At 70.7% G+C, this 24,465-nt stretch carries 24 protein-coding genes; 13 read left to right on the forward strand and 11 right to left on the reverse strand.

The window, feature by feature from the left end:
• Window positions 1-8 precede the first annotated feature (8 nt).
• The 3 genes from ACZ5U5_RS21305 to ACZ5U5_RS21315 form a co-directional block, all read right to left on the reverse strand.
• Window positions 9-743 carry an LPXTG cell wall anchor domain-containing protein gene (locus tag ACZ5U5_RS21305; protein WP_469023913.1) on the reverse strand — a complete coding sequence of 245 codons (735 nt, stop codon included), beginning with the start codon at window positions 741-743 and terminating at the stop codon, window positions 9-11.
• Window positions 744-922: 179 nt separating this feature from the next.
• Window positions 923-1,441 carry an ATP-binding protein gene (locus ACZ5U5_RS21310; RefSeq protein ID WP_469023916.1) on the reverse strand — a complete coding sequence of 173 codons (519 nt, stop codon included), beginning with the start codon at window positions 1,439-1,441 and terminating at the stop codon, window positions 923-925.
• Between the two features lie 275 nt (window positions 1,442-1,716).
• The gene (locus ACZ5U5_RS21315) at window positions 1,717-2,085 is read right to left on the reverse strand and encodes an STAS domain-containing protein (RefSeq protein WP_469023919.1); all 369 of its coding nucleotides are present in this window, start codon (window positions 2,083-2,085) and stop codon (window positions 1,717-1,719) included.
• A 238-nt stretch (window positions 2,086-2,323) separates the two neighbouring features.
• On the opposite strand from ACZ5U5_RS21315, the gene ACZ5U5_RS21320 reads away from it, so the two are divergent.
• A complete protein-coding gene (locus ACZ5U5_RS21320) occupies window positions 2,324-3,295 on the forward strand; it encodes an RNA polymerase sigma factor SigF (RefSeq protein ID WP_469023922.1) in 972 nt (323 codons plus the stop codon).
• A gap of 147 nt (window positions 3,296-3,442) precedes the next feature.
• Here the strand turns inward: ACZ5U5_RS21320 and ACZ5U5_RS21325 are convergent, their stop codons facing one another.
• Both ACZ5U5_RS21325 and ACZ5U5_RS21330 read right to left on the reverse strand, forming a co-directional pair.
• Window positions 3,443-4,138 (reverse strand): aspartate/glutamate racemase family protein, encoded by a 696-nt coding sequence (locus ACZ5U5_RS21325; RefSeq protein WP_469023924.1) that lies wholly within the window; start codon window positions 4,136-4,138, stop codon window positions 3,443-3,445.
• A 54-nt stretch (window positions 4,139-4,192) separates the two neighbouring features.
• Window positions 4,193-4,858, reverse strand: coding sequence for a TetR/AcrR family transcriptional regulator (locus ACZ5U5_RS21330; RefSeq protein ID WP_469023927.1), 666 nt, complete (start codon window positions 4,856-4,858; stop codon window positions 4,193-4,195).
• An 80-nt stretch (window positions 4,859-4,938) separates the two neighbouring features.
• Between ACZ5U5_RS21330 and ACZ5U5_RS21335 the strand changes: the two genes are divergently transcribed.
• Window positions 4,939-5,874, forward strand: coding sequence for a zinc-binding dehydrogenase (locus ACZ5U5_RS21335; protein ID WP_469023929.1), 936 nt, complete (start codon window positions 4,939-4,941; stop codon window positions 5,872-5,874).
• Between the two features lie 50 nt (window positions 5,875-5,924).
• Here the strand turns inward: ACZ5U5_RS21335 and hutI are convergent, their stop codons facing one another.
• The 4 genes from hutI to hutU form a co-directional block, all read right to left on the reverse strand.
• Window positions 5,925-7,094, reverse strand: coding sequence for an imidazolonepropionase (hutI, locus tag ACZ5U5_RS21340; RefSeq protein WP_469023932.1), 1,170 nt, complete (start codon window positions 7,092-7,094; stop codon window positions 5,925-5,927).
• 363 nt (window positions 7,095-7,457) lie between these two features.
• Window positions 7,458-8,810, reverse strand: coding sequence for a formimidoylglutamate deiminase (locus tag ACZ5U5_RS21345; protein WP_469023934.1), 1,353 nt, complete (start codon window positions 8,808-8,810; stop codon window positions 7,458-7,460).
• Window positions 8,807-10,009 (reverse strand): allantoate amidohydrolase, encoded by a 1,203-nt coding sequence (locus tag ACZ5U5_RS21350; RefSeq protein WP_469024969.1) that lies wholly within the window; start codon window positions 10,007-10,009, stop codon window positions 8,807-8,809. The genes ACZ5U5_RS21345 and ACZ5U5_RS21350 overlap by 4 nt, the downstream gene beginning before the upstream one ends.
• A 17-nt stretch (window positions 10,010-10,026) precedes the next feature.
• Window positions 10,027-11,718 (reverse strand): urocanate hydratase, encoded by a 1,692-nt coding sequence (hutU, locus tag ACZ5U5_RS21355; RefSeq protein WP_469023936.1) that lies wholly within the window; start codon window positions 11,716-11,718, stop codon window positions 10,027-10,029.
• A 147-nt stretch (window positions 11,719-11,865) separates the two neighbouring features.
• On the opposite strand from hutU, the gene ACZ5U5_RS21360 reads away from it, so the two are divergent.
• The 6 genes from ACZ5U5_RS21360 to ACZ5U5_RS21385 all read left to right on the forward strand — a co-directional run bounded on the left by ACZ5U5_RS21360 (window position 11,866) and on the right by ACZ5U5_RS21385 (window position 17,038).
• On the forward strand, window positions 11,866-13,260 hold the full coding sequence (locus tag ACZ5U5_RS21360) for a type III PLP-dependent enzyme domain-containing protein (protein WP_469023938.1): 1,395 nt from the start codon (window positions 11,866-11,868) through the stop codon (window positions 13,258-13,260).
• A 79-nt stretch (window positions 13,261-13,339) separates the two neighbouring features.
• A complete protein-coding gene (locus ACZ5U5_RS21365) occupies window positions 13,340-14,704 on the forward strand; it encodes an APC family permease (RefSeq protein WP_469023940.1) in 1,365 nt (454 codons plus the stop codon).
• 219 nt (window positions 14,705-14,923) lie between these two features.
• On the forward strand, window positions 14,924-15,337 hold the full coding sequence (locus ACZ5U5_RS21370; RefSeq protein WP_469023943.1) for a hypothetical protein: 414 nt from the start codon (window positions 14,924-14,926) through the stop codon (window positions 15,335-15,337).
• A 5-nt stretch (window positions 15,338-15,342) separates the two neighbouring features.
• Window positions 15,343-16,113, forward strand: a complete 771-nt coding sequence (locus ACZ5U5_RS21375) for a transcriptional regulator (protein ID WP_469023945.1) — start codon at window positions 15,343-15,345, stop codon at window positions 16,111-16,113.
• Between the two features lie 82 nt (window positions 16,114-16,195).
• A complete protein-coding gene (locus tag ACZ5U5_RS21380) occupies window positions 16,196-16,588 on the forward strand; it encodes a roadblock/LC7 domain-containing protein (RefSeq protein WP_363211634.1) in 393 nt (130 codons plus the stop codon).
• Between the two features lie 75 nt (window positions 16,589-16,663).
• On the forward strand, window positions 16,664-17,038 hold the full coding sequence (locus ACZ5U5_RS21385; RefSeq protein ID WP_363211635.1) for a hypothetical protein: 375 nt from the start codon (window positions 16,664-16,666) through the stop codon (window positions 17,036-17,038).
• 59 nt (window positions 17,039-17,097) lie between these two features.
• Here the strand turns inward: ACZ5U5_RS21385 and ACZ5U5_RS21390 are convergent, their stop codons facing one another.
• Both ACZ5U5_RS21390 and ACZ5U5_RS21395 read right to left on the reverse strand, forming a co-directional pair.
• Window positions 17,098-17,931 carry a MurR/RpiR family transcriptional regulator gene (locus ACZ5U5_RS21390; RefSeq protein WP_469023950.1) on the reverse strand — a complete coding sequence of 278 codons (834 nt, stop codon included), beginning with the start codon at window positions 17,929-17,931 and terminating at the stop codon, window positions 17,098-17,100.
• On the reverse strand, window positions 17,928-19,466 hold the full coding sequence (locus ACZ5U5_RS21395) for an aromatic amino acid ammonia-lyase (RefSeq protein WP_469023953.1): 1,539 nt from the start codon (window positions 19,464-19,466) through the stop codon (window positions 17,928-17,930). Before ACZ5U5_RS21395 ends, ACZ5U5_RS21390 begins: the two co-directional genes overlap by 4 nt.
• A 151-nt stretch (window positions 19,467-19,617) precedes the next feature.
• Between ACZ5U5_RS21395 and ACZ5U5_RS21400 the strand changes: the two genes are divergently transcribed.
• From ACZ5U5_RS21400 to ACZ5U5_RS21420, 5 genes are read left to right on the forward strand one after another with little or no spacing between them, the layout of a single operon-like run.
• Window positions 19,618-20,715, forward strand: coding sequence for an ABC transporter ATP-binding protein (locus ACZ5U5_RS21400; RefSeq protein ID WP_469023955.1), 1,098 nt, complete (start codon window positions 19,618-19,620; stop codon window positions 20,713-20,715).
• Entirely contained in the window at window positions 20,712-21,359 is a 648-nt protein-coding gene (locus ACZ5U5_RS21405) for an ABC transporter permease (RefSeq protein ID WP_365821212.1), read from the forward strand. The genes ACZ5U5_RS21400 and ACZ5U5_RS21405 overlap by 4 nt, the downstream gene beginning before the upstream one ends.
• Before the next feature lies 1 nt (window position 21,360).
• Window positions 21,361-22,032 (forward strand): ABC transporter permease, encoded by a 672-nt coding sequence (locus tag ACZ5U5_RS21410; protein WP_469023958.1) that lies wholly within the window; start codon window positions 21,361-21,363, stop codon window positions 22,030-22,032.
• A 20-nt stretch (window positions 22,033-22,052) separates the two neighbouring features.
• Window positions 22,053-22,988 carry an ABC transporter substrate-binding protein gene (locus ACZ5U5_RS21415; RefSeq protein WP_469024971.1) on the forward strand — a complete coding sequence of 312 codons (936 nt, stop codon included), beginning with the start codon at window positions 22,053-22,055 and terminating at the stop codon, window positions 22,986-22,988.
• 46 nt (window positions 22,989-23,034) lie between these two features.
• Window positions 23,035-24,462: a purine-cytosine permease family protein gene (locus ACZ5U5_RS21420; protein WP_469023960.1), complete on the forward strand. Its 1,428-nt coding sequence runs from the start codon at window positions 23,035-23,037 to the stop codon at window positions 24,460-24,462.
• The last annotated feature ends 3 nt before the right edge of the window (window positions 24,463-24,465 follow it).

Genomic DNA, 24,465 nt, shown 5'->3' on the forward strand with positions numbered 1-24,465 from the left:
CGCCGCGCCTACCGCGACCGGGCCGCCTGGTTCCTGCGGGTCAGCCAGAGCGCGCCGGCCGCGCCCGCGAGCAGTACCGTGCCGCCGAGGGTGCCGAGCGCGATCGCGGAGTCCGCGGGACCGGTCTGCGGGAGTTCTTCGCCGCCGGAGGGGGCGCTGGCCGAGCCGCCGGAGCCTCCGTCGTCGGTCGATCCGCCTCCGCCGGAGCCGCCGTCCGTCGCGCCGCCGCCCGAGCCCTTCACGTCGAGGGAGAGCGAGGGCTTGGGGCTGTTGGACGGGGTGCACGTCGTCGTCGTACCGAGCGCCTTGATGGTCAGGACGCCCGCGGTGAAGGTGACCTTGCCGCTCTTCTTGGGTGTGTACGTCCCCGACAAGTCACTGATCTTGATGGGGGTGTTGGCGGGGATCGCCTTGTCGTTGGGCGCTCCGGACACCGGCACCGTGCCGCTCTCCGCGCCGCCCAGCTTGATGAGCGCGCTCGGCTTCATCGCGCCCTTGCCCAGTTCCACCGGGCTGGAGGAGACGCCCTTCTGGAAGGACATGGTGAGTTTGTAGCCGCTGCCGCTCTTGACGCTCTTGATGTCGATCGGCGAGACCGCGCCCTTGTTGCCGATGGGCGTCTTGCACTGGTAGTTGACGTCCTGGACCTCGGCCTGCGCGGCGGGGGCGGCCATCAGCACCGCCGAGCCGCCGGCCAAGGCCGTGGCAAGCGCGAGCACAGCCGTTCGTTTCTGGTACGACACCTCGGGTTCCCCTCATGCCGGTCGTGGCGTGCCGCGGTGCGGATTTACTGACGGCACATCAGATTGGGCGCTCAAGGTACGCCCGGGGCCTTGCCGAGGGAAGACAAAGAACGCGCCGGATCTCAATGATCCGGCGCGCGTACGAACCGTGGGTAACCCAAGGGGGAACTGAGCGGGCCCTATGCGGGCGCGCTCAGCTCGGCCCACACCGTCTTGCCCGCCACCCCCGGGGTGCGGACGACACCCCAGTCCAGGCAGAGCCGCTGGACTATGAACATCCCATGCCCGCCGGGCCGGCCGGCACGGTGCGGGGTACGGGGCTCGGGCTGACCGGCGCCGCGGTCGGACACCTCGATCCGCAGCACCTTGCTGTCGGAGGAGATCCAGAGCTCGTCGGGGCCCTCGGCGTGCAGGCACGCGTTGGTCACGAGCTCGGACACGACAAGGAGGACGTCCTCCGCGGCGGCACGCTGGTCGGCGCCCGCCGCGGGCAGCCAGCCCCACGCCTGCAGCGACTGGCGTGCGAAGTCCCGGGCGAGCGGCACGATGCCACTGGCGCCGTTCAGGCTCAGCCTGCGGACCTGGCGCCCCTGACGAACCGTGGCCGCCGGGACGGCCTGGTCCGCGGGGGCGGCCGCGACGACGGCCTCGGGCTCCGGGCCGCGGTCGCCCGGCGAGCAAGGCCGGGTGGTGCTCATCAGCGCTTCACCTCACCGACAAGTGGACTCTGGACAAGGAACTGGACAAGAAGCAGGGCTCCAAGAGGGTCATCGGCTGCTCGGCCGTTCCGGCTGTTGATTTGGCAACGATTGTTCGCGGACCGCTGTCGACGTATCCAGGGTGTCTCCTGCCCGGCCGAACCGTGAGAACACCCACTTATTCGACGCTACCCGTGTGACACTCGTAACGCAGTGATCACATAGAGACAACTGGCGCGTAACTCTTGAGCACGCTCCGTCAGCAGACCCCTGCGTCAGTCGGCCAACGCGTCCGCGAGCGTCGCGTGGACGCTGAAGACGGCCTCGGCCCCGGTGATCTCGAAGACCCTGGCCACCACCGGCAGCATCCCTGCCAGGTGCACCCCACCTCCCGCTGCCTCGGCCTTGAGCCGAGCCCCCAGCAGGACATTGAGTCCGGTGGAATCCATGAACTCCAGGCGCGAGCAGTCGACGACCAGGCGCGAGAAGCCGTCGTCGAGGCATGCCTCGAGTGGCTCACGCAACAAATCGGCGGTGTGGTGATCCAACTCACCCGCCGGAGTAACGACGACGCTCGGGCCTTCTGCCCGGACTTCGACCAGAAGCCGGCCCCGATGCGCGCTACCGACTGTCCCGCGGTCCATTCCGTCACTCACTTCCGACCGTCGTGGCTGTTGATGACGCCCCTGAACATTACGCCTTCCTCACGCCCTCGGGTACCCGAACATCCCCCCGAAAACGGACATTTAGCCGCACAACGCACTTGCGACCGGGCTGTGGAAACGGGTAGGGGTAGAAGAGACAGTAATCAACACTGACGGCTTTGGAGGCGCCGCACACCGCAGTGCACGTATTGGCATCGGCAGCCATATGCCGAGAACGATGGAGGACACCATGTCACCCCGGCTCGACGAATCGCGCACTGACCGAGCGACGTCGACACTCTCACCGAACCGTATCGAGACCGAGATCCCGGGTCCCCGCACGGAAGCCACGCCCGGCGAACTCCCGGACCTGACGGCCATGCCGGAGGCGGAAGCCCTCGAAGGGCTCTCCGACCTGCCCGAGATCCCGCCGTTCGACGAGGTGGGGCCGCTGGATGCGAGGGCTCTGTCCAAGACCCTCTTCGAACGCCTCGAATCGCTCGAGGAAGGCACACACGAGTTCGCGTACGTCCGTAACACCCTGGTCGAACTCAACCTCGCCCTGGTCAAGTTCGCCGCCTCCCGGTTCCGCTCCCGCAGCGAGCCCATGGAGGACATCATCCAGGTCGGCACCATCGGCCTGATCAAGGCGATCGACCGCTTCGAGCTCAGCCGAGGCGTCGAGTTCCCCACCTTCGCGATGCCGACCATCGTCGGCGAGATCAAGCGCTTCTTCCGCGACACGAGTTGGTCGGTGCGCGTCCCGCGCCGCCTGCAGGAACTCCGACTGGACCTCGCCAAGGCGGGCGACGAACTCGCCCAGCAGTTCGATCGCGCCCCTACGGTGGGCGAGCTCGCCGAGCGCCTGGGCATCTCCAACGACGAGGTCGTCGAGGGCATGGCCGCGTCCAACGCCTACACGGCGAGCTCGCTGGACGCCCAGCCCGAAGAGGACGACTCCGAGGGCGCGCTCGCGGACCGGATCGGCTACGAGGACCACGGCCTGGAGGGCATCGAGTACGTCGAGTCGCTCAAGCCCCTGATCGCCGAACTCCCGCCGCGCGACCGGAAGATCCTCTCGCTCCGCTTCGTCGCCAACATGACGCAGTCGGAGATAGGCGATGAGCTCGGCATCTCGCAGATGCACGTCTCGCGCCTGCTGTCGCGCACGCTCGTCAAGCTCCGCAAGGGATTGACCGTCGACGAGTGAGGGATCTCGCCGCTCGGCGTTCTTCGGGACACCTTGACCGCCGCTTCGCGACGGATGCCTCCCACCCACCCACCCGCTTGCCCCGTGTCCAGGGGTAGGCGGGTGGGTTGCTTTCGCCTGCCTACTTCACTCGGCCATCCACCTGCTTCACTCGGCCTCCAGCGCTGCCGCCACCGCTGCCTCCGCGTGCAGCCGCGTCGTCGGGAAGAGCGGCACCGGGCTGTGCTCCTGCCCGATCAGCAGCTCGATCTCGGTGCACCCCAGGATGACGCCCTCAGCTCCTTCCCGTACAAGATCCTCGATGACGTTCTGGTACCCGACCCTCGACGCCTCATGCACCACCCCGAGACACAACTCCTCGTAGATCACTCGGTGCACGAGCGCGCGCCCCTCCGTGTCCGGCACGAGCACGTCGAGCCCGTGCGAGGCGAGTCGCTCCCGGTAGAAGTCCTGCTCCATCGTGAACGCGGTGCCGAGCAGCCCCACGCGCCGCAGACCGCCCCGCAGGACCGCGTCGGCGGTCGCGTCCGCGAGATGCAGGAGAGGCACGGAGAGAGCCGCCTGGACCTGTCCTGCGACCTTGTGCATGGTGTTGGTGCAGATCAACACGAGCTCGGCCCCCGCCGCCTCAACCCCCCTTGCGGCCCCCGCGAGCACCTCCCCCGCCTGCTCCCACTCCCCCGCGACCTGCAGCTTCTCGATCTCGGCGAAGTCGACGGAGTACAACACGCACCGCGCGGAATGCAGCCCCCCGAGCCGCTCCCGCACAAGTTCGTTGAGCAGCCGGTAGTACTCGGCACTGGACTCCCAGCTCATGCCGCCGATGAGGCCGATGGTCTTCATGGGGCCAGGATGCCGCACCGGAAAATCCCGGTCCGCATCACGCTGCGCGGCGCGTCACTGGGATTTCCCTGCAACGGCCAGTTCGAGCACCTCGGGGATCACGGCGAACGTGGCGTCCATGTGGGCGACCAGGGCCGTTCGGTCCTGGCTCCCGCCGGGGGCGGACCACTTCGCAAGTGCGGCGCGCCACGCCGAGAGCATCAGCTCCAGGAGGAGCCGTACCCGTAGCGGATCCGGGGCCGAACCCGCGCCGAGGCCGGCGACCGTCAGGGCGACCACCTCGTCGGTCACCTCCGCGCAGTGCCGCAGGCTGTGCGCGTTCAGCGCGGGCGTCGCGTCGGCCAAGGCGCGGCTCGACAGGAAGCGCCGCTCCCAGTCCTCCTCCATGCCCTCCACGGCCGCGTACAGCGAGCGCTCGAAGACGGCGAGCAAGGGTTGATCCGTGAACGGACGCTCCTTGAAGTCGTCGGCGTAGGCCCGCCAGAGCTCCCGCTCCGGGGCGAGCGCGACGTCCTCCTTCGAGGCGAACGTACGGAAGAAGGTGCGCTTGGAGACCTCGACGGCCTCCACGAGCTCGTCGAGCGTGGCGGCGGCGAAGCCCTTCTCCGTGAAGAGTTCGAGCGCCGTCTCGACGAGCGCACGCCGCGTACGCAGCTTCTTCCGCTCGCGGAGGGGCAGTTCACTCAGGCCGCCGTCGCCTTTGGTCGTCTCCGTCGCCATGAACGCCATCCTAGCCGCGTCGCCCCCCGTACGCCTTTGCCTCTTGATGGCTTTTGCCACTCAGTGGCACTATGGGCCGCATGCGAGCACTCACGATCGATCACTCCGCTCCCGGCCACCTCTCCCTGCGCGAGGTCCCCGACCCGGAGCCCGCACCTCACCAGGCACTTGTCCGCGTCCACTCGTTCTCCGTCAACCACGGGGAGGCTGCCCACGTCGTCCCGAACGCCCCGGACGGGGTCGTTCCGGGGTGGGATGCCGCCGGTGTCGTCGTACGGGCGGCTGTCGACGGGTCAGGGCCCGCGCCGGGGACACCTGTCGTCACGCTCGGGCCCGAGGGTGCGTGGGCCGAACTGCGGGCCGTCGACACGCAGTTGTTGGGCCGGGTGCCCGCGGGTGCCGACCTCGGCGCGGCCGGTGCGCTGCCAGTCGCGGCCGGGTCGGCCCTACGGGGACTGCGGCGGCTGGGGCCGATTCTGGGGCGCCGGGTGCTCGTGACGGGGGCGAGCGGTGGCGTCGGACGGTTCGCGGTGCAGCTCGCGGCCCGTGGCGGCGCGCACGTCGTGGCGGCGACCAGCGACCCGGCCAACGCCGAGGCGCTCACCCGCCTGGGCGCCCATGAGATCGTGCCGGGCGATGCGCTGGGGCTCGCCGCGCCGGTGCACGGTGTGATCGATGTCGTCGGTGGGACCCAACTCGTCGCCGCCTACGACGCGTTGGCGCCCCACGGCACGCTGGTTGCCGTGGGGCACAGCTCGGGTGACGGGGAGAGTTTCCCGTTCGGTGCCCTGTTCGGGGACAGCGGGCGCCACGACCGCTCGCTCACCACGTTCTTCCTGATGGATGACGCGGACGGTCTCGCCGCCGACCTCGAATGGCTCGCCTCGCTCGTCGCGCGCGGCGAACTCGACCCGCAGATCGGGCGCCGCGACGACTGGAGCCGCACCCAGGACGCCCTGGCCGCGTTGCTCGCCCGGGAGGTCGCGGGCAAGGCGGTCCTGGACGTTCCCCATTAGTGCCACCTCAGCAGTGCCGTCTCAGCGGTGCCGTCTCAGCAGTGCCGTCTTCAGAGACGGATGCCCCGCTGCCAGACCTTGCTGACCAGGGGGACTCCCGGGCGGTAGGCGAGGTGGACGTGGCTCGGGGCTTCGAGGAGGGCGAGGTCCGCTCGGGCGCCCTTGCGGATGTGGCCGATGTCCGTGCGGCGCAGGGCCGCCGCGCCGCCCGCTGTCGCCGACCAGATCGCCTCGTCCGGGGTCATGCCCATGTCGCGTACCGCGAGGGCGATGCAGAACGGGACCGAGGACGTGAAGGAGCTGCCCGGGTTGCAGTCAGTGGAGAGGGCCACCGTCGCGCCCGCGTCCAGGATGCGGCGGGCGTTCGGCCACTCGGCGCGGGTGGAGAACTCCGCGCCGGGGAGGAGCGTCGCCACCGTGTCGCTGTTCGCGAGGGCGTCGACGTCGGCGTCGGTGAGGTGCGTGCAGTGGTCGGCACTCGCCGCGTCCAGCTCTACGGCGAGCTGGACGCCGGGGCCGTACGAGAGCTGGTTCGCGTGGATGCGGGGGTGCAGGCCCTTCGCCTTGCCCGCCGTGAGGATCGCGCGGGCCTGGTCACCGTCGAAGGCGCCCTTCTCGCAGAAGACGTCGATCCAGCGGGCATGGGGGGCGCAGGCCTCCAGCATCTCGCCGGTGACGAGGTCCACGTATGCCGCCGGGTCGTCGGCGTAGTCCGGGGAGACGATGTGGGCACCGAGGAAGGTGACTTCCTCGGTGTGGGCTGCCGCGATGCGGAGGGCGCGGGCCTCGTCCTCCGTGTTGAGGCCGTAGCCGGACTTCGTCTCGAAGGTGGTCGTGCCCTGGCGCAGGGCCTCGCGGAGGTAGTGGGTGAGGTTCGCCTCGAGCGTCGCGTCGGTGGCGGCGCGGGTCGCGGCGACCGTGGTGCGGATGCCTCCCGCCGAGTACGCGCGGCCCGACATGCGGGCGTTGAACTCCTGGGTGCGGTCGCCTGCGAAGACGAGGTGGGAGTGGGAGTCGACGAAGCCGGGGATGGCGGCGCGGCCCTTCGCGTCGTACGTCTCGTCCGCCGCGGGGGCCTTGGCGGCCGGGCCCACCCAGGCGATGGTTTCGCCCTCCAGTACTACTGCTGCGTCCGTGAGGAGGCCGAGGGGGGTTCCGTCACCCTGGGAGGGGTCGTTCGTGACGAGGCTGGCGATGTTGGTGATGAGGGTGGTGGGCATGGGGGTCCAGTCCTCCGCGGGTGGTGGGTGAGTGGCTGTGGGTGGGGGTGGGCGTGGGCGTGGTGCCTCCGGCGGTTCTTTCCCCGATCCCGCCCCTTCCCGAATATTCCGGCTCCGCCGGCCGTGCAGTGGCCGTCGATCACCGGCTCCGCCGAGCTCGTCCTCAAACGCCGGACGGGCTAGGAGAGGCTTCACCGCGTGGACGGGGGACCGCCGGGCAATCGGGTGGGTGGGCGGGAAACGTTCGCCGCGAAGCGGCGGTCTGGGACGTCGGGCTGTCGCCGGGCAATCGGGTGGGTGGGTGGGGAAGAGTCGCCGCGAAGCGGCGGTTCATGGGGGCCGGCTCAGGCCCCGGGGCCAGGGTCAATCCCTCAGCGCCCCCACCGCCGTGGCCAGCGCTTCCGCCACGTCCGGTACCAACGCGTGGGAGCCGTCCCGTACGACATGGCGGCCTCCGACCACCGTGTGGCGGACGTCCGCCGACGTTGCCGCGAAGACCGCCGTCTCCGCCGCCAGGCGCGGCAGCGGGCCCGCCGTGCGGACCGAGTCCAGGGCGATCGTGGTGAGGTCGGCGAGCGCGCCGGGCTCGATGACTCCCGCGTCCGCCCAGCCAAGGGCAGCGTGACCGTCCGCCGTCGCCGCGCGGAGCAGCGCCGCCGCCGTCCAGTGGCCGCGCGTATGCGAGCGGAGGCGTTCGTTCAGCTCCATCGCGCGGGCCTCCTCCAGAATGTCGATCACCGCGTGGCTGTCGCTGCCCAGGGAGAGCGGGCTGCCCGCCTGCTGGAGGCGGACCGCCGGGCCGATGCCGTCCGCCAGGTCACGCTCCGTCGTCGGACACATGCACGTGCCCGTCGCCGTGCGGCCCAGGAGCGCGATGTCCTCGTCCGTGAGGTGCGTGTTGTGCACGCCCGTCGTGCGGGGGCCCAGTACCCCGTGGTCCGACAGGAGCTGGGTGGGAGTGCGGCCGTGGACCGACAGGCACGCCTCGTTCTCCGCCTTCTGCTCGGAGAGGTGGACGTGGAGCGGCGCCCGGCGAGCCGACGCCCATTCCGCCACCGTGCCCAACTGCCGTGCCGGAACCGCCCGTACGGAGTGGATCGCCGCGCCGATCCGGGCGTGGGCGCGGTCCTTGAGCGCCGACGCACGTGACGCCCACGCCTCCGTCGTACCGTCGGAGAAGCGCAGCTGGTGGCGGTTCGGGACCTCGCCCCGCGTCTCCGACAGGAGCCCCGACGCCACGTACGCCGTGTCCAGGAGCGTGATGCGGATGCCCGCGTCGGAGGCCGCCTCGATCAGCGCCTCGCCCATCGCGTTGGGGTCGGCGTAGGGCGTACCGCCCGGCGCGTGGTGCACGTAGTGGAACTCGCCCACCGTGGTGATGCCCGCGAGAGCCATCTCCGCGTACACCGCGCGGGCCAGCGCGTGATACGTCTCAGGTGTGAGGCGGTCCGCCACCGAGTACATGACCTCGCGCCACGTCCAGAACGTGCCGGAGCCCACCTGGACCGTGCCGCGCAGGGCCCGGTGGAAGGCGTGCGAGTGGGCGTTGGCCAGGCCGGGGAGCGTCAGGCCGCGCAGGACCGTCGCGCCGGGTGGGGGCACGTCCACGCCCTTGCGGACTGACGTGATCCGGTCGCCCCGCACCTCCACCGCCACGCCCGGCTCGACCGTCGGGTCGAGCCAGGCCTGCTCCAGCCAGTAAGTCTCCGTCGTCACCTGCACGCCAGCCCTTCCAGTACGTCGGCCAGTGCGGTCACCCCGGCCACGCAGTCGTCCTCGGCGGCGAACTCGGCCGGGGAGTGTGAGATGCCCGTGGGGTTCCGTACGAACAGCATGGCGGTGGGGATCGAGCCGGACAAAATACCCGCGTCGTGTCCCGCGCCCGTGCCCAGGACAGGGAGCGCCTTTTCCGTGCGGCCGCCGAGAATCCTGCCCAGTTCGTCCCGCAGGGCGTCCTCGAACTCCACCACCGGCGTGAAGGACTCCCGTACGACGTCGAGGTCGATGCCGTGCCGGTCCGCGTACTCGCGGGCCGCCTTCTCGATGCCCGTCACGACCGTGTCCAGGGTGGACTGGTCCGCGGCGCGTGAGTCCAGCCAACCCCTGACCAGGGACGGGATCGCGTTCACGCCGTTCGGCTCGACCGCGATCTTGCCGAACGTCGCCACCGCGCCCGCGAGTTCCGCCTCCCTGCGCGCCGCGAGGACGGTCTCCGCGTACGACAGCATCGGGTCGCGGCGGTCCACCAGGCGGGTGGTGCCCGCGTGGTTGGCCTCGCCCCTGAAGTCGAAGCGCCAGCGGCCGTGGGGCCAGATGGCGGAGGCGATTCCGACGGGGTCGCCGGTCAGGTCCAGGGCTCGGCCCTGCTCCACGTGCAGTTCCACGAACGCGCCGATGCGGGCGAGGCGTTCGGGGTCCGGGCCGATGGTCGAAGGGTCGTAGCCCGCCGCCTCCATCGCCTGCGGGAGCGTGACCCCGGACGCGTCCGTCAGCTCGTACGCCTTCTCCCGCGTGAGCTGTCCGGCGGTCAGGCGCGAGCCCACGCAGGCCAGGCCGAAGCGGGCGCCCTCCTCGTCACCGAAGTTGGTGATGGCGAGGGGTCGGCTGAACGACACCTTACGTGCGCGGAGTTCGTCCAGGGCCGCGAAGGAGGAGACGACGCCCAGCGGGCCGTCGAAGGCGCCGCCGTCCGGGACCGAGTCCAGGTGCGAGCCGGTGACGACCGCGTCGCCCCGGGCGGGGTCGCCGAGCCAGGCCCACTGGTTGCCGTTGCGGTCGACCTCGTGGTCGAGGCCGCGTGCCTCCGCCTGCGCCTGGAACCAGAGGCGGCACTCGGCGTCCGCGCCGGTCCAGGCGTAGCGGCGGTAACCGCCCGAGGCGTCACTGCGGCCGATGGGCCGCAGTGAGCGCCACATGGCGTGGAACGTGTCGCTCACGCCTGGCCACCCTCGCTGCCCTGGCCGGCCTCGTCGCCCTCGCGCATCGGGATCCGTACGCCCTTCTCGTCCGCGACCGACTCCGCGATGTCGTAACCCGCGTCGACGTGCCGGATGACGCCCATGCCGGGGTCGTTGGTCAGGACACGGCGGATCTTCTCGCCGGCCAGCTTCGTGCCGTCGGCGACCGAGACCTGGCCCGCGTGGAGGGAGCGGCCCATGCCGACGCCGCCGCCGTGGTGGATGGAGACCCAGGAGGCGCCGGACGCGACGTTCACCATGGCGTTGAGGAGCGGCCAGTCGGCGATCGCGTCGGAGCCGTCGAGCATGGCCTCGGTCTCGCGGTACGGGGAGGCGACGGAACCGCAGTCGAGGTGGTCGCGGCCGATCGCGAGGGGGGCGGCGAGGGTGCCGTTGCCGACCATGTCGTTGAACATGTCGCCAGCCTTGTCGCGCTCGCCCTGGCCGAGCCAGCAGATGCGCGCCGGGAGGCCCTGGAAGTGGACGCGCTCGCCCGCCATCTTGATCCAGCGGTGCAGGGACTCGTTCTCCGGGAAGAGGTCGAGCAGCGCCTTGTCGGTCTTGTGGATGTCCGACGCCTCGCCGGAGAGCGCCGCCCAGCGGAACGGGCCCTTGCCCTCGCAGAAGAGCGGGCGGATGTAGGCGGGGACGAAGCCGGGGAACGCGAATGCGCGCTCGTAGCCCGCGAGTTGGGCTTCGCCGCGGATCGAGTTGCCGTAGTCGAAGACCTCGGCACCGGCGTCCATGAAGCCGACCATCGCCTCGACGTGCTTGGCCATCGACTCGCGGGCGCGGGTGGTGAAGCCCGCCGGGTCCTTCTCGGCGAGCGTCTGCATGTCGTCGAAGTCGACGCCGGTGGGGAGGTAGGCGAGCGGGTCGTGGGCCGAGGTCTGGTCCGTGACGATGTCGATGGGCGCGGACTCGGCGAGCATGCGGGGCAGCAGGTCCGCCGCGTTGCCGAGCAGGCCGATGGAGAGGGGGCGACGGGCGTCGCGCGCCTCCACCGCCAACTGGAGCGCGTGCTCCAGGGAGTCGGCCTTGACGTCGAGGTACTTGTGCTCGATGCGGCGCTCGATCGCGCGCGGGTCGACGTCGATACAGATCGCGACGCCGTCGTTCATCGTGACGGCGAGGGGCTGGGCGCCGCCCATGCCGCCGAGACCGGCGGTGAGGGTGATCGTCCCGGCGAGGGTGCCGTTGAACTTCTTCGCGGCGACGGCGGCGAACGTCTCGTACGTGCCCTGGAGGATGCCCTGCGTGCCGATGTAGATCCAGGAGCCCGCGGTCATCTGGCCGTACATGGTGAGGCCGAGGGCCTCAAGGCGGCGGAACTCCTCCCAGTTCGCCCAGTCGCCCACCAGGTTCGAGTTGGCGATCAGGACGCGCGGGGCCCACTCATGGGTCTGCATGACGCCGACCGGGCGGCCGGACTGGACGAGCATCGTCTCGTCCTGCTTGAGGGTCTTGAGGGTGCGCACCATCGCGTCGAACGAGCGCCAGTCGCGGGCCGCCTTGCCGGTGCCGCCGTAGACGACGAGCTTGTCGGGGTGTTCGGCGACCTCGGGGTCGAGGTTGTTCTGCAGCATGCGCAGGGCGGCTTCCTGCTGCCATCCCAGGGCGCTCAGTTCCGTACCGCGCGGTGCCCGTACGGGGCGGGGTCCTGACATGGCGATGCCTCCTCGGGTGAAGCTCTGCTCGTGAGCTCGGTGGTGCTCTGCTGTGACCTTGTTATTCACATCCTGCGATGTTGAATAGAGCTAGTCAATACGTTGACGGGGCAGCGATACCACGTGACGAATGATTGGCTGGAACACATGAGCGATCAGGGCACGGAGAGCGCACACGCGACCGAGCTGGACGGAGAGGGTCCGACGGACCGCGCCGTCCGGCGAGACCAGGCCGTCCGCGCCGCCGTCGAGCAGGGCCTGGTGGACCCCGCGTCCCCGATCATCGGGCTCCTGGACGTCACCGGCATCCGCACGGCCGCCGCCGCCCTGCGCGCCGCCTTCGAGGCGGTCACGCCGCCCGGCACCCCCGTCCTGCACGCCTTCGCGGTGAAGGCGTCGCCCCTGGTGCCGGTCCTGCGCCTCCTTCGCGACGCGGGCATCGGCGCCGAGGTGGCGAGCCCCGGCGAGCTCGCCCTCGCGCGGGCCGCCGGTGTGCCGCCCACGCACACCGTCCTCGACTCGCCCGCGAAGACCGCCGCCGAGCTGCGCGAGGCCCTCGCCCTCGGCATCGCCGTGAACGCCGACAACCCGCAGGAGCTCGCCCGCCTGGACGCGATGACCCGCTCGGCGCCCACCAACTCCCCCATCGGCCTGCGCGTGAACCCGCAGGTCGGCGGCGGCTCCATCGGCGCCCTGTCCACTGCGACCGCGACGTCCAAGTTCGGCGTCGCGCTGCTGGACGACGGCGCCCGCGAGTGGATCGTCCAGGCGTACCTCGACCGCCCCTGGCTGACGCGCCTGCACGCCCACTCCGGTTCGCAGGGCATGCCCCTGGAGTTGATGGTGCGGGGCGTCGCGGCGACGTACGAGCTCGCCGAGGAGATCAACGAACGGGCCGGCCGGCAGCAGATCGACACCATCGACATCGGCGGCGGCCTGCCCGTCAACTTCGGCTCGGACGAGGAGACCCCGACGCACGCGCAGTACGCCCGCCGCCTGAAGTCCCGTGTGCCGGGACTGCTCGACGGGCGGTACGGCATCGTCACCGAGTTCGGCCGCTCGCTGCTCGCCAAGCACGGCACGATCCTGGCCCGCGTCGAGTACGCCAAGTCGGCGGGCACCCGGCCCATCGCCGTGACGCACGCGGGCGTCCAGGTGGCCGCCCGCACGGTGTACGCGCCCGCGTCCTGGCCGCTGCGGATCGCCGCGTACGACGACAAGGGCCGCCCCAAGAGCGGCCCGGCGGTCGGGCAGGACATCGCGGGCCCCGCATGCTTCGCGGGCGACCTGCTCGCCGAGAACCGTCCGCTCCCGCTGCTCGAACCGGGCGACTACGCCGCGGTGCTCGACACGGGGGCGTACTACTTCGCGCACCACTACTCGTACAACAGCCTTGCCCGGCCCGGCATCTACGGCTTCGCGGCGGGCCCGGCCGAGGGGGGCGCAGAGGTCGCCTTCGCCACCGTGCGGGAGCCGCAGTCCCTGGAGGAGATCGTCGCCGAGTCGGGGGGCGCGCTACGGGACGCTCTGCGCGACCTCTGAGATTGCTCAACTCCCGCATCGCATCGGCACTTGCGGGGCAGATGCTCCCTCCAGGCACACCCTCGGGGGAGATGATCCTGTGACGACATCCGAAAAGGCCACCGGTACGCCACCGTCCGGAGAACCCGCGCTGAACCGCGCGATCGGCCCCAAGCTCCTGATCCTCTTCGTGATCGGCGACATCCTCGGCACCGGCATCTACGCCACCACCGGCAAGGTGGCGGGGAAGGTCGGCGGTGCGCTGTGGGTGCCGTTCGCGATCGGCTTCGTGGTGGCGATCCTGACGGCGGCGTCGTACGTCGAACTGGTCGGCAAGTACCCGAAGGCGGCGGGCGCCGCTCTCTACACGCAGAAGGCGTTCAAGGTCCCCTTCCTCACCTTCATCGTCGCCTTCATGGTGATGGCCTCGGGGCTCTCGTCGGCGAGCGCGGCGGCGCGCGCCTTCAGCGGCGACTACCTGAGCGAACTGACGAGCGACGCGCTCCCGCCGACGCTGATCGCGATCCTCTTCATCCTCGCGCTCGCCGCGCTGAACCTGCGGGGCGTCTCGGAGTCCGTGAAGACGAACGTGGTCCTCACCCTCGTCGAGCTGACGGGCCTGGCCATCATCCTCGCGATCGGCGCGTACGCGGTCCTGAGCGGGGACGGTGAGCCCTCGCGCCTGACGGACTTCGAGGCGGGCGACGGCACGGCCTACGCCCTGATGACGGGCGTGCTCGGCGCGACCGCGCTCGGCTTCTTCGCGTTCGTCGGCTTCGAGGACTCGGTGAACATGGCCGAGGAGACGAAGGACCCGACGCGCACGTTCCCGCGGGCGATCTTCATCGGCGTCGCGGTGACGGGCACCATCTACGTCCTGGTGGCGCTGGTGTCCTCGCTGCTTGTCGACTACAAGGTCCTGGAAGGCTCCAGCGGCCCGCTGCTCGAAGTCGTCAAGGCGGGCGGCATCGACTTCCCGCACAAACTCTTCGCGCTGATCGCCCTGTTCGCGGTCACCAACTCGGCGCTGATCAACATCATGATGGCCTCGCGGCTCTGTTACGGCATGGCCAACGAGCGCATCCTGCCGCGCGCGATGGGGCGTGTCCTGTCCCGCCGCCGCACACCGGTGGTCGGCATCATCTTCGTCTCGCTGCTGGCGATCGGCCTGGTGTCGACGGGTGAGATCGAGGGCCTCGGCGACACCACCGCCTTCCTGCTGCTCTGTGTGTTCGCGGTGGTCAACGTGGCGGTCCTCGTCCTGCGCCGCGACCCCGTCGAGCACAAGCACTACCGCGCGCCGACGGTCCTTCCGGTGCTCGGCGCCCTCACCGCCCTGCTCCTCGCGAGCCCCCTCGCGGACCGACCGGCGGAGGTCTACATCCGGGCCGGGGTGCTGCTCGCCATCGGCATCGGGCTGTGGGCCGTCAACAAGGTGGTGCTCAAGGCGCGCGGCGAGGAGTGAGGGGGCGGTCCGGTCGTCGGTCGCCACAAGCGGTCAGGCTCGGGCCCGAACTCACCTCTCGTCGCACTGATCCCGTCGAGGTCGGGCATGTTCCCCTGGAAAGTGCCCATTTCCCCGGACTCTCCACCACTTCTGCGTACCTTCCTCACACCGGGCGGCGCTGAGCCCCCGGTCGGGTGGTAGGGGCCACCCGGTTCAACCCTGGGGAAGGGAAGCCGCGTGCCCGGAATCGACGAGTGTCTGCTCGAAGCCATGACACTGCCCGGTGCGCGCGGTGCGGCGATCGTCGACTGGACCAGCGGGCTCGCCCTCGGTTCGGTCGGCGATCCTCCCGGCGGCGACCACGAGGCGACCGCCGCCGAGACCGCGGAGGTGGCGCGGGCCGCGGCGGAGTACCAGGCGTTCGCGCCCCGGGACGACGCGCTGGACACGGCACGGGACGACGACCGCAAGGGGCTCCCCGTAGAGGACCTCATGCTCACCACGAGGACCGGGTTCCATCTGATCCGCTTCGTCGAGACGACCTTCGACAGCAGCGTCTTCCTCTATCTCTGGCTCGACCGGCACACCGGGAATCTCGCGCTCGCCCGCATGCGGCTGCGTGACCTCTCCGAGCGCCTGGTGCTGGTGTGAACGCCATGCGCATCACCGCGGCCGCCACCTCGCCCATGCTGATGCGCCTCGCCGACGAGCGCGCGACCGGTGCGCTGCTGCGCGACCAGGGCACCCTCTACCTCGTCGAGGGCCGCGTCGTGCACGCGGAGAGCCCCGCCGCGCCGGGCATAGACGTCCTGCTCACGGCCGGCGGGGCGCTGGCCCCGCAGGGCTGGCAGGAGGCCCTCTCGCTGGCGGGGACGCGCAACGAGGTGGGGCGGCAGTTGATCGACAGCGGCCGGGTCACCGCGGGCGAGCTGGAGGTCTGCCACATCGGCGCACTGTTCGACGCCGCGTTCTTCGTCCTCGGCCCGGCGAGCGGCCCCACCCGTTTCCGGTACGGCGTCGCGCACTGGCTCGGCCGGGTGCGCCCGGTGGCGGCCGAGGCCGTGGAGCGGGAGACCCGGCGGCGCCGCGCCCTGCTCGACAGCGTCTGGCCCTGCCCCGAGCTGGACACCTCTCCCGTCGTGGCGCGCCCGCCCGCTCCCGGGCAAACGGTCACCGGACGGCAGGACGCGCTGCTGCGGCTCGCCGACGGTGTCCGTACGCCGACGGCCATCGCCTGGGCGCTCGGCCGGCCCTCCTTCCACACGCTGATCGAGGTCAGGCGGCTCGCCGCGGCCGGGCTCGTGGAGCCTCCGCGCACGCCCGAGCCGGCCCCGCCGATGCTTCCCGCCCCGGCCCGCGATGACCACGACGAGCCGGACGTCGCCCTGCTGCGCCGGGTCCGTGACGCGCTGGAGGCGACCCTGTGAATGTCCGCGCCGTTCAAGGGACTTGGCCCCCGTGCCCATGAAGTTTTTCGCGCTCTGGAAGCGCGCCGGGAGGAGAGAGCTGATGGCTGCCGAAGCCGACGTACTCGTCGAACTGAAACGGCTGCGGACCAGGATTCCTCAGCTCAAGGGCGCCCTGACGGCCAGCGTCGACGGCTTCGTGCTCGCGCAGGACGCGCCGGACGTCGAGCCGGAGGGCCTCTGCGCGCTCACCGCGGCGGCGCTCGGAGTGGCCCTGCGGCTCTCCGACGCGACGCATCAGGGCGGCTTCCGCGAACTGCTCATCCGCGGTGAGGGCGGCTACGTGGCGACGTACACCGCCGGCTCGTCCGCGGTGCTCACGCTGCTCGCCGAGTCCCGAGTCAACGTGGGCCGGCTGCACCTGGAGGGCCGCCGTTCGAGCGTGCTCATCGGAGAGCTGGTCGACGCCGCCGTCGAACGAGCGGAGGAAACCTGACCCATGTCCCCCACCACACCCTCATCACCCCCCGCACCGCGTACACCCGGCAGACGGAAAGGAAGTGCGAAATTCATGGCCAACACAGAGACATCGCTCAAGGAAGTCACCACCTCGATCGAGGGAGTCATCGGCGCCGCCCTGGTCGACTACACGAGCGGCATGGCCCTCGGCACCATCGGCGGCGGAAAGGACCTGGACCTGGCCGTCGCCGCGGCGGGCAACACCGACGTGGTGCGCGCCAAGCTGCGCACGATGGAACTCCTGGACCTCAAGGACGAGATCGAGGACATCCTGATCTCGCTCAGCAGTCAGTACCACCTGATCCGGCTGATCAAGGGCCGCAACAACAACGGCCTGTTCCTCTACGTGGCCCTCGACCAGAAGCGGTCCAACCTGGCCATGGCCAGGCACCAGCTCAAACGCATCGAGGCGAACCTGGACGTCTGAGCCAGGCACGCAGAAAGCGGCGGACCGGGCCTGCCGGCCCGGTCCGCCGTACGTATGCCTCACTCCACGAAAAGACCCCGCGCCGCCGCCCCCGCGTCGAACTCCTCCAACCGCGCCTGGGCGTCCGGGAGTCCGTCGCACATCGCCTCCAGGAGTACGCGGCCAAGGAGCATCGGCGCGCAGGCCGTGTCGAAGGCGAGGCCGGTGCCGACCGCCGCCGGGAGGAGGAGGTCGGAGTGCGCGGCCACGGGGGCGAACGCCGAGTCGGCCACCGTCACCACGGAGAGGCCCGCCCCCTGGGCGTGGGCCAGGGCGTCCACCACCTCCCGCGGGTGCCTCGGCAGCGCGAAGCACAGGAGCGCCGTCGCTCCCGCCCGCACCGCCGCGTCGATCCGGTCGGCCAGCATCGTGCCGCCCTCGTCGAGGAGGCGCACGTCGGGGTGGACCTTCGCCGCGAAGTACGAGAAGCCGTACGCCTGGGACGCCGCCGCCCGCAGGCCGAGGACCGGGAGCGGGCGGGACGAGGCGAGGAGCCGTCCGGCGCGCTCGACCGGCGCGGGGTCGGCGAGCACCTCCGCGAGGTGCCGCAGGTTCGCGATCTCCGCCTCGACCGCCTGCTGGTACTCGTTGAGGGAGTCCCCGCCCGCCGCCTCCGCGGGCGCGAGTTCGCGCAGGTGCCTGCGCAGCGCCGGATAACCGTCGAAGCCGAGCGCCACGGCGAAACGGGTCACCGAGGGCTGGCTGACCCCGGCGAGCTCCGCCAGCTCGACGCTGGAGAGAAAGGGGACGTCCGGCGCCCGCCGCACCATGCAGTGCGCGATGCGCCGCTGGGTGGGCGTGAGCCGGTGGCCCTCGAAGAGCACTTGCAGCCGCGCCGCAGGACTGTCACTCATACCGTTCCCCTCACAACACCCTGACTCTCACCCAGGCTTGACCACAGCTCCGTGAACCGGTCGAGCAGCCCGGCCGCCGCCGTCACATCATCCGTCAACGGCCGGTCGGCCAGCTCCGCGTCGAGGACGGAGTCCGCGAGCTCGAAGGCCCGCCCGACGGGGAGCTCCGGGTCGAGGCGCATGTCCCGCTGCCTCAACGCCCTTATGGCAGCCACCAGTTCGCAGCCGACGACCAGGCGATACGCGTCGCACGCGCGCAGTGTCTGGCGCGCCGCGAGCGAGGCGAAGCTGGCCTGCTCCTCGACCCCGCGGGAGAGCACCGCGTGGCCGAGGGATGCGGGCGCGGAGAAGGCCCGCAGGTCGCCGAGGGCCGCGCCGGCCGCGTACTCCAGGATCATGACGCCCGACGACGCCGGTTCGCCGTCGGCGAGGAAGGGCCGCAGGCGGGTGAAGCCCGGTTCGTTCAGGGTCGAGAGGCGGGACGTGGAGAGGCGCGCCGCCTGGGTCACCGCGAGCCTGAAGTGGTCGAGCGACAGGGCGAGTTGGGCCAGGTAGAAGCCGCCGTGGTGGTAGGCCGCCATGTCCTCGGCCGAGATCAGCGGGTTCTCGGCGGCCGCGTTGATCTCCACCGTGAGGACCTCCTCAAGGGCATCCGCCGCGTCGTGCGCGGGCCCGTGGATCTGCGGCACACAGCGCAGGCCGTACGGGTCCTGGATGCGGCCGAGCGGCGGCGTGGGGCGGTCGGGGGCGCCGAGGATCTGCCGCATCCGTTCGGCGACCGCGTACGAACCGGAGTGGCGCCGCGCCTCGTGCACGGGCAGCGCGTACGCCTCGTACGAACCGTCGACCGCCATCAGGGTCAGCGCCGCCACCACCTGCGTGGCCGTGATCAGGCCGCGCAGTTCGTGCAGGGCGAGCGCGGACTGGCCGAGGGTCAGGGCGTTGCTGCTGATCAGGGCGAGCGCGTCGTTGTTGTCGAGGGGCTGCGGGGCGGGGGCCGCGCCCGCTCCCTGCCAGGGGTGCTCGCCCGCGAGCGCGAGGCCCATCTGCGCGAGCGCGGCGATGTCGCCCGTACCGACCGAGCCGAATTCGTTGACCTTGGGGTACGCGCCTGTCTCCAGGGCCTCGCAGAGCGCCGTGACGACGGTCGGGCGCAGGCCCGCGCCGCCCGCGAGGAGCTGGTTGGCGCGGACCGCGAGCATCGCGCGCACCTGCCGCGCGGGCAGCTCCTCACCGATCGCCCCGGCGTGGCTGCGCAGCAGCCGCAGGCCGTGGTCGGCGGCGGCCTCGGTCGGCACGGACTCATTCCGGTTGGCGCCCACTCCGGTGGAGCGGCCGTAGACGCGGCCCCAGGAGGCGATCTCCCGCGCGGCGTTCCACGAGAGCTCCACACGCTTCATGCCGTCCGTTCCGGGTACGGGCTTTGCGGTGGATTCGGCCATACGTACGACATCTGCGACCATCAGTCCCCGGCCGTCCAGGACGACGACCGAGTCACTGGCGTCGGTCGCCCTGTCCGCGATACGAGACGACATCACTCGTAATTCCTCCTCAACCGGGCGCTCCGTCTTGCCCTGCGACCACTCGTTACCAGTGATTTACGTCGGGGCGTGGACAAGCTATTGACAATCTATTCAGTCAACGAGAACTCTGCATGACGATATACAGCCGGGCAAGGGACTCCTCATGATCCAATTCGATACGGTCCACAAGCGCTTCCCGAACGGCACCACCGCGGTCCACGACCTCAGCCTCGAGATGCCGGAAGGGGGCGTGACCGTCCTCGTCGGATCTTCCGGTTGCGGCAAGACGACGACGCTCCGCATGATCAACCGGATGGTCGACCCGACCTCCGGGACGATCAGGGTCGGCGGCAAGGACGTCCTGGAGCAGGACGCCGCCGAACTGCGCCGTTCCATCGGTTACGTGATCCAGCAGTCCGGGCTCTTCCCGCACCGCACCGTCCTGGACAACGTCGCGACGGTGCCGCTGCTGCTCGGCTGGGGCCGCAAGAAGGCGCGGGCGCGGGCGGCGGAGCTCCTGGAGACGGTCGGCCTCACCGCCGACGCCGGGAAGCGCTACCCGCACCAGCTCTCCGGTGGCCAGCAGCAGCGCGTGGGCGTGGCCCGCGCCCTTGCCGCGGACCCGCCGGTGCTCCTGATGGACGAGCCGTTCGGCGCGGTGGACCCCGTGGTCCGTACGCAGCTCCAGGACGAACTCCTGCGCCTCCAGCGGGAGTTGAACAAGACCATCGTCTTCGTCACGCACGACATCGACGAGGCCGTACGGCTCGGCGACCGCATAGCCGTCTTCCGCACCGGCGGCCACCTCGTCCAGTGCGCGAGCCCCGCCGAGCTCCTGGCCCGCCCCGCCGACGACTTCGTCGCGGACTTCCTGGGCGCCGAGCGCGGCCTGAAGCTGCTCTCCCTGACGACGCTCGCGGACGTCCCGCAGGCCCCGGCCCCGGAGGGCGGCGCCTGGACGCTGCGACTCGACGCGGTGGGAGCGCCGGTCTCGTGGCGGCACAAGGACGGCGACGCGGCGGACGTCCCCGTACGGCCCCTGCGGGACACGGACTCGCTGCTTTCGGCTTTGAACGAGTCGATAGCCGCCCCGAGCGGCCTGGTGGCCCGAGTCGACGCGACGGGCACCCTCACCGGCGTGACATCACGGGACGAGATCCACGAGCACGCGGGGCAGGTGCACACCGACGCGAGCGCGGCGGTCGCGGCCTCCGACGCGGTGGACGCGGCCACGGTGGGCGCAAGCAAGGCTGACTCATGACCGTCGACTGGTCGTGGATAGCCGACCACACCGACGACCTCACCACCCTCACCCTCTCCCACCTCCAGGCCGCCCTCACCGCCGTACTCCTCGGCCTGCTCATCTCGCTCCCCCTGGCCGTTCTCGCCCACCGCGTGCGCCCCCTGCGCGGACTGCTGCTCGGCCTGTCGAACGTCCTGTTCACCATCCCGTCCATCGCCGTCTTCGTGCTGCTCCTGCCCGTCAGCGGACTCACCCGCACCACGACCGTCATCGGCCTGACGATCTACACGCTCGTCGTGCTCCTGCGGAACACCGTCGAGGGCCTGGACTCCGTACCGGCGAAGACGAAGGAAGCCGCGAAGGCCATGGGCACCCGCCCGCTGCGCACCCTCCTCACCGTCGAACTCCCCCTCGCGCTCCCGGTGATCATGGCGGGCGTACGGATCGCGACGGTCATGGCGATCTCCCTCGTCTCGGTGGCGACCTACATCGGCGACGGCGGTCTTGGACAGCTCTTCACGGACGGGTTCCAGCGCAACTTCCCCACCCCCGTCATCGTCGGCGTCGTCCTGACCCTGCTCCTCGCGCTCGTCGCGGACGCGCTGCTCGTCACCCTCCAGTACGTCCTGACCCCCTGGACCCGCCGCAAGAGGAGCGCGTGACATGTACGAACTCTTCAAGGACCTCGGCGCCTGGCTGGTCAGCGGCGAGCAGTGGGCCGGGTCCGACGGCATCGGGCACCGCCTCGCCGAGCACCTCCAGTACTCGCTGCTCGCCACCCTGATCGCCGCAGCGATCGCCCTGCCCATCGGCCTGCTCATCGGGCACACCGGGCGCGGCGCCTTCCTCGCCATCAACCTGTCCAGCTTCGGGCGCGCGCTCCCCACGGTCGGCCTCGTCGTACTGGTCTTCCTGGCCAGCGGCCTGTCCATGTGGCCCGTCTACATCGCCCTGGTGGCGCTCGCCATCCCCTCCATCGTCACCAACACGTACGCGGGAATGACCGCCGTCGACCCCGAGGTACGGGACGCCGCGCGCGGCCAGGGCATGCGCTGGCACCAGGTCCTCTTCCAGGTCGAACTGCCCCTCGCGCTGCCGCTGATCATGACCGGGCTCCGGCTCGCGCTCATCCAGGTCGTCGCGACGGCCACCATCGCCGCGTACGTCTCCTTCGGCGGGCTCGGCCGGTACGTCTTCGACGGGCTCGCCCAGCGCGACCTCGTGCAGGTGCTCGGCGGTGCCGTGCTCGTGGCCGTCGTCGCCGTCGTCCTCGATCTCGCGCTCTCCGCACTGCAGCGCGCCCTCTTCCGCCACCGCCCCGCCAAGTCGGCCTAGGAGCACCCCAGATGGCCCCCATGAACCGCAGGACCCTCCTCGGCGGACTCTTCGCCGCCGCGTCCGTCCCCGCGCTCGCCGCCTGCAGCGGCGGCATCACCTCCCTCGACGGGGGAGGCTCCGGCGGCGGAGGCGGTGGCTCCAGCAAGGGCGGCGTCACCATCGGCACCGCCAACTTCACCGAGAACCAGGTGCTCGGATACCTCTACGCCGCCGCCCTGGAGGCGGAAGGCGTGAAGACGACCGTCCGCCCCAACCTCGGCACCCGCGAGATCCTCATCCCCGCACTCAAGGGCGGCGACATCGACCTGCTGCCCGAGTACCAGGGCGCGCTCCTGCACTACCTCGACACCAAGGCGAAGGCCACCGAGGAGGGCGAGATGCAGAACGCCCTCGCCATGGTCCTGCCGCGCGGCCTGCAGATCCTGCCCTACGGCAAGGCCGAGGACTCCGACGCCTTCGCCGTCACCCAGGAGACCGCCGACAAGTACGGCCTGAAGTCCCTCGCCGACCTGGCGAAGCACAACGGCAAGCTCGTCATCGGCGCGGCGCCCGAGGTCAAGAAGCGCCAGGTCGGCTCGGTCGGCCTCAAGGACGTGTACGGCGTGGAGTTCAAGGAGTTCAAGTCCCTCGACTCCTCCGGGCCGCTCGTGAAGGGCGCCCTGAAGAAGGGCGACGTGGACGTGGCGAACCTCTTCACCACCGACACGGACATCGTCGCCGAGAAGTGGGTCGTGCTCACCGACCCCAAGAACCTGATCCCCGGCCAGCACGTCGTGCCGCTCATCGCCGACCGCAAGGCCGACTCGACGGTCCGCAAGGCGCTCGCGCGCCTGGGCAACGCCCTGACGACCAAGGACCTCACCGAGCTCAACCGCCTGGTGGACAAGGACAAGAAGGACCCGGAGGACGTCGCGAACGACTGGGCGGCGGAGCACGGAATCACCAAGAAGTAGCTCACGCAAGAGGTAGCTCGTACAGCAGCAGGGAGTTCACCGGATCATGGCAGACACTCTCGTGGAGCGGCGCTCCATCGACGTCGTCCCCGACGACGAACGGCACGGCACCGCGTTCAGCCAGTTCACCCTCTGGCTCGGCGCCAACCTGCAGATCACCGCGGTCGTCACCGGCGCGCTCGCCGTCGTCTTCGGCGGCGACGTGGTGTGGTCGGTGATCGGCCTGCTGCTCGGCAATCTGCTCGGCGGCGCCGTGATGGCCCTGCACTCGGCGCAGGGACCGAAGCTGGGCCTGCCGCAGATGATCCAGTCGCGTGCCCAGTTCGGGGTGCGGGGAGCCGTCGTACCGCTCCTCCTGGTCATCCTCATGTACGTCGGGTTCTTCGCGAGCGGCAGCGTCCTCGCCGGACAGGCCACGGCGCAGCTGACGCACACGAACGACACCACCGGCATCATCATCTTCGCGGTGATCACCGCCGTGGTGGCGGCCGTCGGCTACCGCGTGATCCATGTCCTCGGCCGGGTGGCGAGCGTGATCTGCGCGCTCGCCTTCATCTACCTGGGCATCCGCCTCCTGGACCGCGTGGACCTCTCGGCGCTCCTGAACGACGCGCACTTCGACCTGCCGATGTTCCTGCTGGCCGTCTCCCTCTCGGCGTCCTGGCAGCTCGCCTTCGGCCCGTACGTGGCCGACTACTCGCGCTATCTGCCGCGTACGACGTCGGGGCGGGCCACCTTCTGGTGGACCCTTTCGGGGTCGGCGCTCGGCTCGCAGTGGTCGATGACGTTCGGTGTCCTCGTGGCGGCGAGCGCGGGCGAGGCGTTCCTCGCCAACCAGGTCGGGTACGTGGTCGGCCTGGGCGGCACGGGCCTGATCGCCTCGTTCCTGTACTTCGTGATCGCGCTCGGCAAGCTGACCATCAACGTGCTCAACACCTACGGCGGCTTCATGTCGATGGTGACCAGCATCAGCGGATTCCGCGGCCAGAAGACGCTCTCGCCGCGCGGCAGGGCGGCGTACATCACCCTGATCATGATCGCGGGCACGGTGGTGGCGCTGCTCGGCAAGGACAGCTTCCTGACGTCCTTCAAGGACTTCCTGCTCTTCCTCCTGACGTTCTTCACGCCGTGGTCGGCGATCAACCTGGTCGACTACTACCTGATCTCCAAGGAGCGCTACGACATCCCGGCGCTCTCCGACCCGCACGGCCGCTACGGAGCCTGGCGCTGGGACGCGCTGACGGTCTACGGAGTGGGTCTCCTCGCCCAGCTGCCCTTCCTGGTGACGCACTTCTACACCGGCCCGCTGGTGGAGCCCCTCGGCGGCGCGGACATCTCGTGGATCGTGGGTCTGGTGGTCCCCGCGGTCCTGTACTGGCTGCTCGCCCGCCGCGACACGTCGCACATCCCGACCATCCCGACGGAGCGAGAAAGGGGGGATAGCCCCACTGTCACGCCCGCGTCGGCTGCGTAACGT

Source organism: Streptomyces sp. NPDC033177 (assembly GCF_055577715.1).